The 16,435-nt window shown below is 68.6% G+C and carries 12 protein-coding genes; 4 read left to right on the top strand and 8 right to left on the bottom strand.

The annotated features are described in order from the left end of the window. Positions 1-17: 17 nt before the first annotated feature. The 3 genes from AC5LXK_RS25510 to AC5LXK_RS25500 form a co-directional block, all read right to left on the bottom strand. Complete coding sequence (locus AC5LXK_RS25510) at positions 18-293, bottom strand: CppA family protein (protein WP_493391454.1); 276 nt, start codon at positions 291-293, stop codon at positions 18-20. Positions 294-390: 97 nt separating this feature from the next. Next, positions 391-1,785 (bottom strand): cytochrome-c peroxidase, encoded by a 1,395-nt coding sequence (locus tag AC5LXK_RS25505; protein WP_493391453.1) that lies wholly within the window; start codon positions 1,783-1,785, stop codon positions 391-393. Continuing rightward, on the bottom strand, positions 1,782-3,245 hold the full coding sequence (locus tag AC5LXK_RS25500; RefSeq protein WP_493391452.1) for a metallophosphoesterase family protein: 1,464 nt from the start codon (positions 3,243-3,245) through the stop codon (positions 1,782-1,784). Before AC5LXK_RS25500 ends, AC5LXK_RS25505 begins: the two co-directional genes overlap by 4 nt. A 160-nt stretch (positions 3,246-3,405) precedes the next feature. On the opposite strand from AC5LXK_RS25500, the gene AC5LXK_RS25495 reads away from it, so the two are divergent. Continuing rightward, the gene (locus AC5LXK_RS25495; protein WP_493391451.1) at positions 3,406-4,254 is read left to right on the top strand and encodes a class I SAM-dependent methyltransferase; all 849 of its coding nucleotides are present in this window, start codon (positions 3,406-3,408) and stop codon (positions 4,252-4,254) included. A gap of 102 nt (positions 4,255-4,356) precedes the next feature. Here AC5LXK_RS25495 and AC5LXK_RS25490 read toward each other — a convergent pair whose 3' ends face one another. The 5 genes from AC5LXK_RS25490 to AC5LXK_RS25470 form a co-directional block, all read right to left on the bottom strand. After that, entirely contained in the window at positions 4,357-4,668 is a 312-nt protein-coding gene (locus AC5LXK_RS25490; protein ID WP_493391450.1) for a hypothetical protein, read from the bottom strand. Next, positions 4,665-6,713, bottom strand: a complete 2,049-nt coding sequence (locus AC5LXK_RS25485) for a BCCT family transporter (RefSeq protein WP_493391449.1) — start codon at positions 6,711-6,713, stop codon at positions 4,665-4,667. The genes AC5LXK_RS25490 and AC5LXK_RS25485 overlap by 4 nt, the downstream gene beginning before the upstream one ends. Positions 6,714-7,022: 309 nt before the next feature. Continuing rightward, positions 7,023-8,210, bottom strand: a complete 1,188-nt coding sequence (locus AC5LXK_RS25480) for a porin (RefSeq protein ID WP_493391448.1) — start codon at positions 8,208-8,210, stop codon at positions 7,023-7,025. 112 nt (positions 8,211-8,322) lie between these two features. Continuing rightward, complete coding sequence (locus AC5LXK_RS25475; protein ID WP_493391447.1) at positions 8,323-10,743, bottom strand: glycoside hydrolase family 31 protein; 2,421 nt, start codon at positions 10,741-10,743, stop codon at positions 8,323-8,325. 27 nt (positions 10,744-10,770) lie between these two features. Beyond that, positions 10,771-12,042, bottom strand: a complete 1,272-nt coding sequence (locus tag AC5LXK_RS25470; RefSeq protein ID WP_493391446.1) for an MFS transporter — start codon at positions 12,040-12,042, stop codon at positions 10,771-10,773. A gap of 470 nt (positions 12,043-12,512) precedes the next feature. Here AC5LXK_RS25470 and AC5LXK_RS25465 point away from each other — a divergent pair, with 470 nt between their 5' ends. Genes AC5LXK_RS25465 through AC5LXK_RS25455 form a run of 3 tightly spaced genes read left to right on the top strand, consistent with a single transcriptional unit; the run spans position 12,513 to position 16,372 of the window. Next, on the top strand, positions 12,513-13,457 hold the full coding sequence (locus AC5LXK_RS25465) for a MurR/RpiR family transcriptional regulator (protein WP_493391445.1): 945 nt from the start codon (positions 12,513-12,515) through the stop codon (positions 13,455-13,457). Beyond that, positions 13,454-14,440 carry an isoaspartyl peptidase/L-asparaginase family protein gene (locus AC5LXK_RS25460; RefSeq protein ID WP_493391444.1) on the top strand — a complete coding sequence of 329 codons (987 nt, stop codon included), beginning with the start codon at positions 13,454-13,456 and terminating at the stop codon, positions 14,438-14,440. Before AC5LXK_RS25465 ends, AC5LXK_RS25460 begins: the two co-directional genes overlap by 4 nt. A 27-nt stretch (positions 14,441-14,467) precedes the next feature. Continuing rightward, positions 14,468-16,372: a dipeptide ABC transporter ATP-binding protein gene (locus AC5LXK_RS25455; protein WP_493391443.1), complete on the top strand. Its 1,905-nt coding sequence runs from the start codon at positions 14,468-14,470 to the stop codon at positions 16,370-16,372. Positions 16,373-16,435: the final 63 nt, after the last annotated feature.

Here is a 16,435-nt window from a genome sequence, read left to right as displayed (position 1 = left end):
GGCAAGCCGCCGCCATTTCATCGGCTGGCCGAGTGTGTGGCGAGGTGCTGGCGGATCAGCGACAGGTAACGATCGCCGACCGAGAAATCGCGTGCGGCGCGCGGCCGGGTGGCCGGACGCAACGTAGCCGGCGCGCTCATGCCCAGATACCGGCAGACGGCGGACGGAAAGGGCTTGCGTGTATGCCCGAGCTGGCGTGCCGCGTACTCGACGCGGGTGTCGCCGACCTGCGCACGAAGCCACGCCAGCACTTGGCGATCGGTGTCGTTGACGATACGGACCAGATGTTCCATCGCGACCCTCACTGTTCATAAATACAGTACTGTAAATATAACCAGTGTTTGCGGCGACTGCAAGCGGGTACGCATGCGGCTGGCCGTTCGGCCAGGTTCAACGTGCCGGCGGGGCAGTCCGGGTGACGCGGGCCGCAGGGGCAACAGGCGTCGTGGGGGTGGCGACCCCCGTATAGCGCGCGTCGGTCAGCGTGCCGAGGAATGCGACGATGTCGTCGATTTCCGCGTCGGTCAGTGCGGGCGGCGTGCCGGGCCGCCGGTTCATCGGCGTCGAGTTGACGTTGATGTTGACGCGATAGGTGGCCGGCACGTCGTCGAACGTCCTGGCGCCGTGATACCAGAAGCCGGGATCAGTCGAGCGCGTGTTGTAGAACGCGACCGCGTCGCGCAGCGTCGTGAACACGCCGTTGTGCATGAACGTCTGCCTGACCGCGACGTTGCGCAGCCCCGGTGTGCGGAGGTACCCGCACCATTGCGTCGGTTCCGGCCAGCGCAGCCGCCGTGCGGTGTCGCACAGCCCGTTGTCGAAATGGCGCGGATCGCGGTTCGCCGGCAGCGCACGGTTGCGCGGCACCGCGATCGCGTCGTAGCCGAAATCGGTGAACAGCGAGCGCTCCGGGCGGCTCGACGTGTCCGACAGCGTATGGCAGGTCATGCAATTGCCCTTGTCCGGATTCCGGAACAGCGCGAGGCCGCGCATCTCGGCCGGCGCGAGCGGCTTGCGCGTACGCAGGAACGCGTCGAAGCGCGACGTGAACGGCGCCATCTCGTCGCTTTGCAGATAGGCCTCGACGGCCGAACCCAGCGCGCGCACCAGTTGCTCGGGATCGCGCCGCACCTGTGCGCCGAAGCGCGCGGCGAGATCGGGCGCGAGTTCGGTCGCATCGACCTTGCGCAGCAGCGCGGCCGGCGACCGGTTGTTCATCTCGTTCGGGTCGAACAGCGGCCCGCGGATCTGCTCGGCGAGCGTGTCCGCGCGGCCGTCGACGAACAGGCCGCCGAACGGCGACGGCGCGGGGGCATCGTCGTCCTGGTAGAAGTGGCGGCGCGGCACGTAGCGCACGTAGAGCAGCGACGGCGCATTGCGCCGGCTGAAGTGCCCGGGCCGGCTGCCTTCCGGCACGCCGGGCCCCGCGAGCGACGCTGCCGACAGCGTCGGCGCGAACGCGCGGCCGGGATCGTGGCAGCCCGCGCACGACATGCCGCGCGGCTCGGACAGCCGCGGGTCGAAGAAGATCCGGCGGCCGAGCGCGACGAGCGTCGGGTCGGGTGCGAAGCGCGCGGTGGCCGCGTCGATCTTGCCCGTCACCTGCGGTGTGCCGTTGCCGATCGTGTCGACGACGCGCGACGGCGGTGCGCCGGGGAGCAGCACCGTCTCCGCCGGTGCGGCGTGGGCCGCGAGCGTCAGGCCGGCAAACACGGTTGCGGCAAGCGTGTACAGCATTTGCCGGCCGCGCATCACGCGGCCGTCACATCGGACTTCTTCACTCACGGCGCGATGAACCCCGTCTTGTCGCAGGCGAGCGTCGTGCCCGACTGGTTGCACGACGCGAGCAGCTTGCCGGCCGCCGAATACGCACGGAACACCCAGCCCGTTGCCGGCGCCGCGCTGCGCTCCATGATCAGGAAGCCGAAGCTGTTGTTGTGCGACAGCCGATCGATCACGGCGCCCGGCGCGGGTGTGAGGCCGGCCGGAAACGGGTCGGGCAGCGCGACGTCGAGGTTGTCGCCGCCGTTGCCGGACACGATCGTCGCCGGGTGCCCGGACGAGAAGTTGATCGCCTGGAAATCGTGCACGTGGCCGTGCAGCGCGACGTGCACGCCCGGCGGGTAGTACGCCTGCGCGTTGAGGCTCGACATCACCGATTGCAGCGCGAGGTTGCCCGGCGCGGGCGTGCTGCCGGCGATCGGTGCGAACGCGAGGATCGGGTGATGGTTCGTGAAGATCGTCGTCGTCATGCCGGCCTTCGACGCGAGCGACGCAACCGTCTGGAACTGCTTCTGGTAGATGCCGAATTGCGCGTCGGTCGTCTTGAGCGGCGTGCGGCCGACCTTCGCGGTGTCGAACACGATCACCTGCGAGCCGCCGCCGAGCGACACCGCATAGGGTTCCGAATAGTTTGCGTTGTTGTCGTTGGCCGGATCGTCGCACGAGCGGGCCGCCGAATACGGGCGCGGATCGAGGAAGCGGAACCAGCCCTGGCCCGCACGCGCGCATTCCTCGTGGTTGCCGCGCACGACGACCCACGGCGCCTTTGCGAGCAGCGGCGCGGCCGGGCGGAACAGGTCGGCCTGCCACGTATCCCAGCCATAGCCCCACGGGCTGTCCTTGCAGCCGGCGATATCCGGCGGGCATGCGTTCTCGCGGTAGTGGTAGTCGCCGATGTGCAGCACGAGATCGGGCGACAGCTTCGCGACGCTGGCGGCGATCGTGCCGAGCGGCCAGACCGACGCATCGTTGCACGCCTGCCAGGCGTTGTCGGCCTTCTTCATCCGGCAGCCGGTGTCGGCGATGATCGCGATGCGCTGCGGCTGCGCTTTCGGCAGCGGCAGCGTACGGCCCGCGACGTTCGCCGCCTGCGCACCGGCCGGCAGCGTCGCTTCGCAGACTGAAACCGGAAAGCTCGACGGTTTCGAATCGGCCGGATCGCTGGCGGTCGGCCGCTGGGCGATGGTCGCGGCGCCCGCGCGCAGCGTCATGCGCGACTGCTTGCCGTCGACGGTCAGCTGCGGGCACAGCGGATCGCTGGCCGACGCGGGCGCGTAGTTGGTGATGACACGCGCGATCGCCTGGTTCGCGTCGCCGATCTCGACCCATGCGGCCTGGACGTTGACCGATGCGCTGGCCGGATCGTCCGGCGTATCGATGTGATTCGAGCACGCGGACAGCGCGGCGAGGGCAGCAAGGGGAGCGCAGCGCACGAGCAGCGCGCGCGTGAGGAATCGTCGCATGGGAGGCACCGTAGGAAAGTCGTCAACGATACGCAACGCGAATGTAAGAAATATGAAAAACGGGGCGCGGCGGCGTGCGCAACCTGGCCGGCCTTGACCTCAAGCCGGCTTGAAGCAGCACAGTGCGGTTCATCATCAATGAACCAGAAGGGGATCGACGATGGAAACCAACCGGGCCAACGAAGCGCAATCCGCGCTGTGGAACGGGCCGTCGGGGCGTGCATGGGTCGATGCGCAGGCGCCGATGGACCGGATGTTCGAGCCGTTCGAAACCCTGCTTGCGGATGTCGCGGCCGCGTCGTCCGCAAGCAGCGTGCTCGACGTCGGCTGCGGCACGGGCGCCGTCACGCTCGCGATCGCGCGGCGGCTCGGCGCGGACGCGCACTGCACGGGGATCGACATCTCGGCGCGGATGATCGATGCCGCGCAGGCCCGCGCCGAACGCAGCGGCGTTCACGCCCGTTTCGTGTGCGCGGATGTGCAGACGCATGCGTTCGAGCCCGCGAGCGTCGACCTGATCGTGTCGCGCCTCGGCGTGATGTTCTTCGACGATCCGGTTCGCGCGTTCGCGAACCTGCGTCACGCAGCACGGCCAGATGCGCGGATGCGCTTCGTTGCGTGGCGCAGTGCGGCCGACAACCCGTTCATGACGACGGCCGAGCGGGTGGCCGCGCCGTTGCTGCCGAACCTGCCGGCGCGGCAACCCGGTGCGCCGGGGCAGTTCGCGTTCGGCGACCGGCAGCGGATCGCGTCGGTGCTGTCGGGCAGCGGCTGGGCCGACGTCGAGATCGAGCCGGTTGACCGGGCGTGCGTGCTGCCGGAGGCCGCGCTGGATGACTACATTGCGCGGCTGGGCCCGGTCGGCCTCGCGCTGCTGAAGACGGACGAAGCGACGCGGCGGCGCGTGGTCGACGCGATGCGCGCGGCGTTCGCGCAATACGTGCACGGTGCCGAGGTGCGCTTCGACGCGGCGTGCTGGCTCGTGACGGCGCGCGTGCCTTCCGCGTGACGCATCGCGGTAGAGAAGCGGATCAGGCAAGGGGCGGCTAACGGGGCGTCGCGCGCGTTGCCGTTCGCGCGCGACGAAGCCGGGCCATGCGACGCGTGTGCGTCAGCGTTTCCGCGCACGCAGCATCAGCGCCGCGCAACCGCCGGCGACCAGCGCGAGACCGAGCAGGACGGCCTCGGCGCCGAGCGCGAAACCGGGCGGCATTTCGCCGCTGTTCGGCACCGGCGACAGGTTGCCGCCCATCACGACGGCACCGCCGGCCAGCAGCGTCGCGCAGGCGATCCAGTAGATCTTGCCGCGCGGCGCCGCGGCCCGGATCCGCCACAGCGCGAGGCCGGCACCGCCGAGGTAGAGCACGGCGAGCGTGCCGAGCGCGATGACGTCGGATGCACGGCTTTGCAGGAGTCCGCTCATTCGGCCTCCGTCGCGTGTCCCGGCGCGCGGCTCAGCAGGTGCGTGCGCTTGTCCGCCGCGAGCGACACGTAGCGTTCGTACTGGCGCAGCACGTCGGCGATCACCTCGTCACCGCGCAGGTATTCGACGTCGTAGCCGAGCCGGCCGTCCTCGAAGAACGTGACGATGCCGTACACGTGCGCACGCTCGGCGTCCGGCTCGGCCGCCTCGCGCACCAGGAACGCGGCCGCGGACTTCACCGTCACGCGCACGCCGTACACGAAATCGCGGTGCTCGGCGGTCGGCACGGTGAGCCTTACCGCATCGTCGCCGTCGCGCTGCACGTGTGCATCGTCGCCGTCGCGCTGCACGTGTGCATCGACGCCGCTCGCGCGCAGTTCGTCGGCGACCTTGTGCAGCGCAGGCTCGACCGTTTCCGCGACGAACTGGCGCGCTTCGGTCTCGGTCGTCTGCCGCAGGATGTGCGTGAGGCGATGGCGCCAGTGCTGGCCGGTCCAGAAGCTCGTTGCCGGCGCGACGTCCTGCGAATAATGCGCGCGGTCGGCCGCGAGCCCGCGCCATAACCCGTAGCAGAGCGCGATCATGATGATCGCGACCGGCAGCGCGGCGATCAGCGTCATCGCCTGCAGTGCGCCGAGCCCGCCGGCGACGAGCAGCACCGCGGCCGTCACGCCGAGCAGCGCCGCCCAGAACAGCCGCTGCCAGACGGGCGAATGCGCGCTGCCGCGCGTCGCGATCTGGTCGATCACGAACGCACCCGAATCGGCGGACGTGACGAAGAACACCGCGATCAGCACGATTGCGGCGATCGACAGCAATTGCGGGAACGGCAGGAAATCGAAGAAGCGGAACAGCAGCGCGTCGACGTTGGTGGCGGTCTGTGCGAGCGCGCCGGCCGCGCCGTGCGTATCGAGCCAGATCGCGCTGTTGCCGAACACGGTCATCCACACGAGGTTGAACGCGGTCGGCACGAGCAGCACGCCGATCACGAACTGGCGGATCGTGCGGCCGCGCGAAATGCGCGCAATGAACATGCCGACGAACGGCGACCACGAGATCCACCACGCCCAGTAGAGGATCGTCCAGCCGCCGAACCAGCCTTCCTCGCGCGGCGGCGCGTACGCGTACGTACGGAACGACAGGTCGACGAGGCTCGACAGGTACTGGCCGATGTTGTCGCCGAGCGCGCGCAGCAGGAACGCCGTCGGGCCGGCGACGACCACGAATGCGAGCAGCAGGAACGCGAGCAGCAGGTTCAGCTCGGACAGCCGGCGCACGCCCTTGTCGAGGCCGGTTGCGGCCGACACGCCCGCGAGGATCACGACGATCGCGACGAGCCCGATGCGGAACAGGTTGCTGCCGGTGTCCCAGCCGCCGACCGTATGCAGGCCGGCGCTCAGCTGCATCACGCCGTAGCCGAGCGTCGTCGCGATGCCGGCGACCGTGCCGACCAGCGCGAACGCGTCGACCGTGTGGCCGATCCAGCCGTTGATGCGCTCGCGCAGCACCGGATACAGCCCCGAGCGCAGCGTCAGCGGCAGGTTGTAGCGAAAGCCGAAATACGCGAGCACGAGCCCCATCAGCCCGTAGATCGCCCACGCATGGAAGCCCCAGTGGAAGAAGGTCATCAGCATCGCCTCGCGTGCGGCGGCGGGCGTGCCGGGATCGACGGTCGGCGGCTTCAGGAAATGCTGCATCGGCTCGCCGACGCCGAAGTACATGAGGCCGATGCCCATGCCGGCCGCGAACAGCATGGCCGTCCACGACACGAAGCTGAATTCGGGTTCGGCATCGTCGGGGCCGAGCCGGATGTTGCCGAAGCCGCTCGCGGCGATCAGCACCAGAAACACGAGGAAGCCGGTGACGGCGAGCACGTAGAACCAGTCGAACCGTGCGATGACCCATTGCTGGCCGGCGGAGAAGAGCGCGCCGGCTTCGCTCGGGCGCAGCGCGCACACGACGAGCAGTGCGCCGATGACCGCGAGCGCGGGCAGCACGACCTGCGGCTTGAATGTCGTGCGGGGCGAGGGGCGGGAATCTGGCATGGCGGGCATCCAGTTGTGGGCGCAACGAGGCGCGACGCCGCCCGGCGCGCAGGTCGCGCGTCGGACCCTGATACGGCGTGCGTCGAGTGTACCGCGGTGTCAGGACTGCAAGAAGGGGCATGCAGCAAGGATGAACCTGACGAATTGTAAGGTATCGGGACGATCGGGAAAACCCGGGCGGTTCGCCGGGGCGGGCTGACGGGGCGTGGACAACGTCGTGGCGAATGTCCATCGGGCGCCCGGACGGCGCATGCCGAATGCGCATCGTCCGGGGCACAGGCAGCGCGCTGAAGGCGCTGCGAGGCGGGTTCAGAACGTGACGGCGATGCCGGCCATGCCGACGAACTGGCCGTGCGTCGTCGACGGCGTGAGCTGCTGCGAATCGCCGACGATCGGCGCCGCGTCGACGATGTTGCCTGCACCTTGTGCGCCGAGCGTCTGGCCGCTCGAATGCGTGTACGCCTGCAGCGCGTAGAGCGTCGTCCGCTTCGACAGGCTGTACGACTCCTTCAGCGAATACTGCTGGTAGCGGGCCGCGTTCGCGACGCCGTTCGCCTTCGACGCGAGCGTGTACGCGAATGCGCCGGCCACCGAGAACGCCGGCGTGAAGCGGTACGCGGCAAGCGCGCCGTAGGTGTTGAACACGGCCGTGTCGGTGAACGCGGAGCCGTTGCCGGGCAGGTACTTCACGTTCGAATAGTTGAGACCCATCGTCAGGTCGCCGAGCGTGTAGTTGCCGGCTGCCGCGACCTGCTCGACCGCCTTCGCGGTCAGGTAGCCCTGGTTCAGCACGGACACCGCGAAGCTGCCGGAAGATGCGGTCGCCGGGTTCAGGAAACCCGCGGACGAGCCCGAGCTGTTGATCCGCAGGTAGCCGGCCGCGATCCCGATCGGCCCGTTTGCATAGCGCAGTGCGGCGCTGAACGTATTGCCCTTGCCGGTCGCGCCGGCAATGCCGCCGAATGCGTACATCGCGCTTCCGGTCAGCCCGGCGAAGGTCGGCGACGTATAGGTGACCGAGTTGTTCACGCGGGTCGTCGTGTCGAGGCCGTCGATGTCGCCCGGATGCGCGCCCGTCGCGCCGGTCAGCCAGCTGCTCGACGCGTACGGGCCGACGAGCAGGAAGTAGGGCGTGTACTGGCGGCCGGCGGTCAGCGTGCCGTAGTGGTCGTTGCGCAGGCCGACGAACGCCTCGCGGTTGAAGATCGTGCCGGCGGCGGACTGTGCGCCCGTGTTCAGGTTGAAGCCGGACTGCAGGTCGAAGATCGCGTGCGTGCCGCCGCCGAGATCCTCGTCGCCGCGCAGCCCGAATTTCGACGCATACAAGTTGCCGTCGCGCATGTAGATGTTCGAGTGGCCCTGCTGGTTGTTCACGTACGCGAGCGAATCGTCGACGACGCCGTACAGCGTCACGCTGCTCTGCGCGTGAGCGGCGGTCGTGCCGAGCGAAGCGGCCGATAAAATCAGGATTGCATAGCGGTTGACGGGTGCTTTCATGGTCGATCTCCGGGTCTCTTCATTTTTTCAAGGGGGCGGGAGGCTGGGGTGCCTCCTCTGTGGCGAGCAGCGGGCCGCGCGAACGCCCCGCCTGATCAGGTTTGCTTCGGCTTCAGTGGTCGAACGTCACGACGAGGCGGCGCCAAGCGCCGTCCTGCGCGTCCTGCTCGACGCGCGCACCGCGGACGGCGACCGGGCCCTGCAGCGACGCGGGCAGCCGGATCTCGACGCGGTCGGCCGGGCGAGCCGGGCGGCCGTCCCAGCGGACCGACACACCGAGCACGCCCGATGCCTCGCGGCCGGTCTCGATGCGCCACAGTCCGTATTCGCCGTCGCGCCAGGCTTCCGTCTCGCCGTCGTCCTCGACGCATTCGCCGTACGCGACGCCGTCCTCGATGCGCGGCGCGATGAGGAAGCCGCGCGTGTCGGCGCGTGCGCCGAAATGCTGTTCCGCGACGTTCAGCGGCAGTACGCGACCTTCGCGCAGCAGCATTACCGGCGTATCGAGCGGTGCGGGCAGCGTCACGCTCGCGCCGCCGTCGAACGATTGCGCGTTCGTGCAGCACGTCCAGCGCGCACCCGACGGCAGGTACACCGTGCGTTCCGTCTGGCCGGGATCGACGACCGGCGCGACGAGCAGCGCGTCGCCGAGCATCATGTCGTCGCACGCGTCGTAGCAGCGCACATCGCCGGGGAAGTCGGCGAAGGTCGGCCGCAGCACGGGCTCGTAGCGCGTCGTCGACAGCCACAGCAGGTGATACAGGTAGGGCAGCAGCCGGTAGCGCTGCTTGATCAGCGACGCGATCTGCGCGGTGATTTCGGGGTACATCCACGGCTCGTTGACGGTGCCGTCGTCGTTCCACGAATGGATGCTGAAGCGCGGCATGAAGATGCCGAACTGCACCCAGCGCAACAGCAGCTCGGGCGACGGCGCGGGGCCGGAGAAGCCGCCGATGTCGTGGCCGATGTTCGATACGCCCGACAGCGCGAGCCCGAGGCCCATCTTCAGGTTGTAGCGCAGCGTTTCCCACGACGTGTAGTTGTCGCCGGACCAGGTCTGCACGTAGCGCTGCATGCCCGCGCCGCCGGAGCGCGACACGAGGAACGGCCGCTGCGCCGGCGCATGCTCGCGCTGCGCTTCGCGCGACGCGCGCATCATCAGCATCGTCTGCAGCACCTTCGCCTCGCGGGCCGGGAACGGATGGCCGAAGCCGTGCGCGATAGCGTCCGGCGACCAGATCTCGTATTCGTTGTTGTCGTTCCAGGTCGATTCGATCCCGTACTCGAGCAGTGCCGACGTGACCTGCTCGCGCCACCACCGGTACGCATCCGGCTGCGTGAAGTCGAGGTATGCGCCGACCTCGTCCCAGAACTGCACCCATGCGGGCTCGCCGGAGGCCGAGCGAATCAGCAGGCCGCGCTGCGCGGCATCCTCGAAGGCGGGATGGTCGCGCAGCAGGCACGGCTTGATGTTCGCGCACAAGCGGATGCCGTGGTCGCGGTAGTGCTTCGCGAAGCCCTTCGCATCGGGAAACTTGTCGCGGTTCCAGTTGAACACGTAGCGCTTCGCGCCGATCGACGTATAGCCCGACGACAGGTGGAACGAATCGCACAGGATGTCGTGCGCGTCGCACTGCTCGACGAACCGGTTCATCTGCTGCTGCGCGTCCGGCGCATCGGTATAGCTCATCGTCGAGCCCGAATAGCCGAGCCCCCATTTCGGCGTGCGCGCGGGGCGCCCGGTGAGCCACGTGAAGCGGCGCGCGGCCGCGAGCGGGGTGTCGGGCGACGCGATGAAGTAGTAGTCGAGGTCGCCATGCTCGGCGACGAAATAGCGGTACGGGCCGTGATAGTTGTCGAGCTCGCGGCCCATGTCGAACGAGCAGTCCGACAGCGTGTCGTAGAACAGCCCGAACCCCTGGCGCGCATCGGGCGACCACGTGATGTAGAACGGGATGTGCTTGTACAGCGGGTCGGTGTGCTTCGCGCTGTAGCCCATCGCGTCGATGTTGCGCATCTCGAAGCGCGCGCCCGTGCGGTCGAGTTCGCCCGCGCGTTCGCCGAGGCCGAACACCTTGTCGCCGCGTTCGCGGGCGACGTAGTGATACGCGCGATCGTCCCACCAGCCGAAGTTGTACGCCTGCGTCGCGCGGTCGGCGAGCGCGACGCGCCACGTGCCGTCCGCGCCGCGCATCGACCACGTGCAATGGCCGCCTTGCCAGCGCACCGCGACGCGGATCTGCGCGGTTTCGATGCGCAGGCCGTCGTCTTCTTCGACGAGATCGTACGCAGGCAGCGTGAAGTCGCCCAGGTCGAGGCGGTCGCGCCCGTCGAGCGGCACGTCGTCGAGGCCCGGTGCGATCGTCCACGTCCGCGGGTTGCGCGCGGTCGCGTCGGGCAGCACGCGCACGCGCACGATGTCGTCCTCGAGTACGAAGATCTCGAGGGTGGCGCCCGTATCGGATGCGAGCAGCACGCGGTTCGCATGCTTGCCGGCGACGCGGAACACGGGCGGATGAAGGAGCGAAGTCATGAATGCGATTCCTGGAGAGGGCGAATGTCAGGCGTGACGGGCGAGCAGGCGTTCCTGCTTCGACTGGCCGCGGATCAGTACCGCGAGCAGCGTGACGCCGATGATGTCGAACAGGCCGAGGCACGCGAACAGAGGCGCATAGCCGATCTTGTCGGCGAGCGCGCCGACCAGCAGCGAGAAGCCGAGGCCGCCGATCCACGCGGCCATCCCGGCGAAGCCGCTCGCGGTGCCGACTTCCTCGGGATCGAACACGTCGGCCGACAGCGTGTTGACGAGCGCTGAGATCATCTGGTGCGCGAAGCCGCCGACGCAGAACAGCGCGATGGCCGTGTACGGCGACGATACGAGGCCGATCATCGCGGGACCGAGCATCAGTACCGCACCGAGCGCGACGCCGGCGACGCGCGACCACACGAGAGGCAGCTTGAACCGCTTCACGAGATACGGCGACAGGTAGCCGCCCGCGATGCCGCCGAGGTCGGCCGCGAGAAACGGCATCCACGCGAAGACGGCGATCTGCGCGAGCGCCATGTGGCGCTCGGTCGCGAGATACAGCGGAATCCAGAAGCTGAAGGTCTGCCACGCGGGTTCCGCGAAGAAGCGCGGCAGCGCGATGGCCCAGAAGCGCCGCGCGGTGACGACGTCGCGGATCCGGCGCTTCGATGCGTGCGGCATCGTGGCCTGGCCGCCGCGGATCAGCGCCCGCTCCTGCGGCGTGATGCGCGGGTGGTCGGCGGGCGACCGGTATTGCGTGTACCAGAGCGCGGCCCACACGAATCCGAGCGCGCCGGTGGCCATGAACGCGGCCTGCCAGCCGAACCGCATCGACAGGAACACGACGAGCGGCGGCGCGATCGCGGCGCCGAGCGACGTGCCCGCATTGAAGTAGCCGACCGCGACGGATTTCTCGCGATCGGGAAACCATTCGGCGACGGCCTTCATCCCCGACGGAATCGCGGCGGCCTCGAACAGGCCCAGAAAGCCGCGCAGGATACCGAGCGACAGCCAGCCCGACGCGAAGCCGTGTGCGACGCCGACGACCGACCACAGCATCGCGAACAGCGCGAACCCGAGCCGCAGCCCGATCAGGTCGACGATGAACCCGCACACCGGCTGCATGATCGTGTAGCCGATCTGGAACGCGCCGACGATGTACGAATACTGCTGCGTCGAGATCGCGAACACCTGCTTGAGCTCGGGCGCGAGCACCGCGAGGGAATTCCGTGCGAGGTAGTTGAGGATCGTGCCGAGACACACGAGCACGATGATCCACCAGCGCAACGCCTTGACTGTCTTCACTGCTGTCTCCTGTCAGGCAGGGCAGGCGCGCGACGCCTGCCCGATCCATGAGGGTTATCCGTCCGGATAACTTGTTTCGTTTTATTCGTACGATGTCCGATCTTGATATGCGCCGGTTTTCCCGGTTTATATCGAAATTACGGTGTTCGAGCGAACATTTCGCCGTCATTGAATCGCAATGTTATCTGACGACTGATCATTTTCGAACATCCTATGTTCGAATTCGAATACGGTCAACGTGAATCTGCATTCGAACGAACGTGATCGGGGTTTTCCCGATGGCCGGGTGAGTGCGGGGGGCAAGGCGGCACATGGCGCTCGGGCGGCGAAGGCCCGAGCGGCGGGGCTGAGCGACTTCCCGGCGGTTGCCGGACGCAGCAGAGACAGTGACAACCCTGATGAAAATTTATTTCTTTCCGAGGCGGATGTTGTGTAAATTCATTTTCATTAACCTTGCAATGACCCTTCGCATGACGCCTCTCGTTCCGCACGACGCCAGTCACGACGAACCCGCGATCGCCGAGCGGATCGCGTCGGCGATGCCATTGATGACGCCGATTCACCGGCGCATGGGCGAGTTCGTACTCGCGAATCCGTTTCGCGCGGCGACGATGCGGATCGACGAACTCGCGCAGGCCGTGAATGCGTCGATCGCGACCGCGAACCGCTTCGCGAAGGCGCTCGGTTTCGACGGCTATCCGGCGATGCGCGCGGCGCTCGTGCGCGGTTTCGAGGCGACGCTCGGGCCGGTCGAGCGGCTGCGCTCGGCGCAGGAGCAGGAGCCTGGCGTACGCGGCGCCGCATGGATCGACGCGGTCTTCGACCAGGCGGCCGCGAACATCGAGAGCACGCGCGCGCAACTGGACGCGGCGGATGTGGAGGCCGCGGTCGAGGCGATTGTCGGCGCGCGGCGCGTGCTGATCCTCGGCGCGGGGTCGAGTGCCTTCCTCGCCGGGTTGATGGAGCACGGGCTGTCCGTGTGTCACGACAACGTGCAGTCGCTCGCGCTGTTCGGCGGCCCGTCGCATACGGCGCGGCGCCTGTATACGGCCGACTCGCGCGATCTCGTGATCGCGCTCGCGTTTCCTCGCTACGTGAAAGATACGATCGAGCTGGCCCGTCGTGCGGCGGCGCGCGGCGCGCGCGTGCTCGGCATCTCCGACGGCCCGCAATCACCGCTGGCGCCGATCGCTTCGCTGAACCTGTATGTCAAGGCCGAGCGGCGTTTCGCGGCGACCTCGGAAGCCGCCGTGCTCACGATGATCGAGGCGCTGATCGACGCGGTCGCGCTGCGTACGCACCGGTCCGCGAAATCCGCTGCCGAAATGACCGAATTCCTGCTGCCGTGGCTCATGCATCCGCAAGCGGCGTTGCCGGCGACCAACCCTTCTTCCCCACGTCCGAAAAAATCATGACTTCACCCGCGATCGTCGCGATTCACGGCGGCGCAGGCACGATCCTGCGCGAAGCGATGGATACCGACACCGAACACCGGTACCGTGCCGAACTGACCGCGATCCTGCAGGCTGCGCAGCAGGTACTGGCCGATGGCGGCAGCGCGCTCGACGCCGTCACCGTCGCGGTGCGGATGCTCGAGGACTGTCCGCTGTTCAACGCCGGACGCGGCGCCGTCTATACGGCCGAAGGCAAGCACGAACTCGACGCGGCGGTCATGGACGGCGCTACGCTCGGCGCCGGCGCGATCTGCTGCGCGACGCGCGTGCGCAACCCGGTGCTGGCCGCGCGGCGCGTGATGGAGGCGAGCGAGCACGTGCTGTTCGCCGGAGCGGGCGCCGATGCGTTCGCGGCCGCACAGGGGCTCGAACTCGCGGAACCCGGCTACTTCGACACGGAATCGCGGCGCGCGCAGTGGGTCAAGGCGCGCGCGGCGGCCGGCGTGATGCTCGACCACGATGCGGCGACGTTCACGTTCGGCCAGTCGCAGCCGGCCGAGCCGCTCGACCCGGACCGCAAGCACGGCACGGTCGGCGCGGTCGCCTGCGACCTGAACGGCCACATCGCGGCGGCGACGTCGACGGGCGGCATCACGAACAAGCAGCCGGGGCGCGTCGGCGATTCGCCGGTCATCGGCGCGGGCTGCTATGCGGACGACGCAACCTGCGCGGTGTCGTCGACGGGCACGGGCGAGATGTTTATCCGGCTCGCGACCGCGCATGACGTCGCCGCGCAAATGGCGTATCGCGGCGCGTCGCTCGCCGATGCCGCGCACGACGTCGTGATGAACAAGCTGCCGCGCCTGGCAGGCCGCGGCGGGATCATCGCGGTCGACGCACAGGGCAACGTCTCGATGCCCTTCAACACCGAAGGGATGTATCGCGGCTACGCGCGCGTCGGTGAAGCGCCGGTCGTCGGCATTTATCGCGACGATGCGGCCTGATTCCGGATCGCACGAGGAGAACCACCCATGACTTCGAGCCGAATCCCGTCCGGCCTCGTGCTGCCCGAGCAGCGCGTGGTGGCCGTCGACGACCTGTCGGTCACGTTCCGTCGCGAAGGCGCGACGTTCGACGCGGTACGCAACGTGTCGTTTCACGTCGATCGCGGCGAGACGCTCGCGATCGTCGGTGAATCGGGCTCGGGCAAGTCGGTCACGTCGCTCGCGCTGATGCGGCTCGTCGAGCACGGCGGCGGCGCGATCACGGGCGGCCGGATCGCGTTCCGGCGCCGTGGCGGCGCGCTCGTCGATCTGGCGCAGGCCAGTGCCGCGACGATGCGCGGCATCCGCGGCGCCGACATCGCGATGATCTTCCAGGAGCCGATGACGTCGCTGAACCCGGTGTTCACGGTCGGCGACCAGATCAGCGAGGCGATCGCGCTGCACCAGTCGAAGGGTGCGACCGAGGCCCGCGCGGAAGCGCTGAGGCTGCTCGATCTCGTGCGCATCCCGGAAGCGCGCCGCGTGTTCGCGCGCTATCCGCACCAGCTGTCGGGCGGGATGCGGCAGCGCGTGATGATCGCGATGGCGCTGTCGTGCCGGCCCGCGCTGCTGATCGCCGACGAGCCGACGACCGCGCTCGACGTGACGATCCAGGCGCAGATCCTGCAACTGGTGCGCGGGCTGCAGGACGAAATGAACATGGGCGTGATCTTCATCACGCACGACATGGGCGTGGTGGCCGAAGTGGCCGACCGCGTGCTCGTGATGTACCGCGGCGAGAAGGTCGAGGAGGGCGAGTCGGACAGCCTGTTCGCGGCCCCCGCGCATCGCTACACGCGGGCGCTGCTCGCGGCGGTGCCGCGGCTCGGCTCGATGCAGGGCACCGACGCACCCGAGAAATTCCCGCTGCTGAAAGTGGACGCGAACGCGACGGCCACGACGCCGGTTACCGCGTCTGCCGCGAACGACGATGCGCAGCCGCCCGTCGATCGCGCCGCGCCGCCGATCCTGCGCGTGAGCGATCTCGTCACGCGTTTTCCGGTGAAGAGCGGCGTGTTCGGCCGCGTGTCGCAATACGTGCATGCGGTCGAGCGCGTGAGCTTCGAGCTGCGCGCGGGCGAGACGCTCGCGCTCGTCGGCGAATCGGGCTGCGGCAAGTCGACCACCGGCCGTTCGCTGTTGCGCCTCGTCGAATCGCAGAGCGGCTCGATCGAATTCGACGGCCGCGACATCAGTGCGATGAAGGGCCCGGACCTGCAGGCGCTGCGCCGGAACATCCAGTTCATCTTCCAGGATCCGTTCGCGTCGCTGAACCCGCGCCTGACCGTCGGCTTCTCGATCATGGAGCCGCTGCTCGTGCACGGCGTCGCGAGCGGCCGCGAGGCGCAGGCGCGCGTCGACTGGCTGCTCGACAAGGTCGGCCTGCCGCCGGAGGCCGCGCGCCGCTATCCGCACGAATTCTCGGGCGGCCAGCGCCAGCGGATCGCGATCGCGCGCGCGCTCGCATTGAACCCGAAGGTCGTGATCGCCGACGAATCGGTGTCGGCGCTCGACGTGTCGGTGCAGGCGCAGATCGTCAACCTGATGCTCGACCTGCAGCGCGAGCTCGGCGTCGCGTACCTGTTCATCTCGCACGACATGGCGGTGGTCGAGCGCATCAGTCATCGCGTCGCGGTGATGTATCTCGGCCAGATCGTCGAGATCGGCCCGCGCCGCGCCGTGTTCGAGGCGCCGCAGCACCCGTACACGAAGAAGCTGATGAGCGCGGTGCCGGTGGCCGACCCCGCACGCCGGCATGCGCCGCGCCAGCTCGCGGCGGACGAGATTCCGAGCCCGATCCGCGCGCTCGGCGACGAGCCGGTCGTCGCGCCGCTCGTCGCGGTCGGCCCCGATCACTTCGTCGCGACGCACCGCGTCGGCGGCGCGTATTGAGGGGCGCCCGGACCCATCGCTTTATCGAATACGCGCGCCGCGATGACGGCGCGCGAACCAGCA

The sequence above is a fragment of the Burkholderia pulmonis genome, from assembly GCF_984667975.1.
The sequence above is the reverse complement of the archived record's forward strand: the minus strand, read 5'-3'. Positions and strand labels throughout refer to the sequence as shown.

Coding starts and splice junctions, on each gene's coding strand:
- AC5LXK_RS25510 (WP_493391454.1), bottom strand. CDS start 293: ATGGAACATCTGGTCCGTATCGTCAACGACACCGATCGCCAAGTGCTG.
- AC5LXK_RS25500 (WP_493391452.1), bottom strand. CDS start 3,245: ATGCGACGATTCCTCACGCGCGCGCTGCTCGTGCGCTGCGCTCCCCTT.
- AC5LXK_RS25495 (WP_493391451.1), top strand. CDS start 3,406: ATGGAAACCAACCGGGCCAACGAAGCGCAATCCGCGCTGTGGAACGGG.
- AC5LXK_RS25490 (WP_493391450.1), bottom strand. CDS start 4,668: ATGAGCGGACTCCTGCAAAGCCGTGCATCCGACGTCATCGCGCTCGGC.
- AC5LXK_RS25485 (WP_493391449.1), bottom strand. CDS start 6,713: ATGCCAGATTCCCGCCCCTCGCCCCGCACGACATTCAAGCCGCAGGTC.
- AC5LXK_RS25480 (WP_493391448.1), bottom strand. CDS start 8,210: ATGAAAGCACCCGTCAACCGCTATGCAATCCTGATTTTATCGGCCGCT.
- AC5LXK_RS25475 (WP_493391447.1), bottom strand. CDS start 10,743: ATGACTTCGCTCCTTCATCCGCCCGTGTTCCGCGTCGCCGGCAAGCAT.
- AC5LXK_RS25465 (WP_493391445.1), top strand. CDS start 12,513: ATGACGCCTCTCGTTCCGCACGACGCCAGTCACGACGAACCCGCGATC.
- AC5LXK_RS25460 (WP_493391444.1), top strand. CDS start 13,454: ATGACTTCACCCGCGATCGTCGCGATTCACGGCGGCGCAGGCACGATC.
- AC5LXK_RS25455 (WP_493391443.1), top strand. CDS start 14,468: ATGACTTCGAGCCGAATCCCGTCCGGCCTCGTGCTGCCCGAGCAGCGC.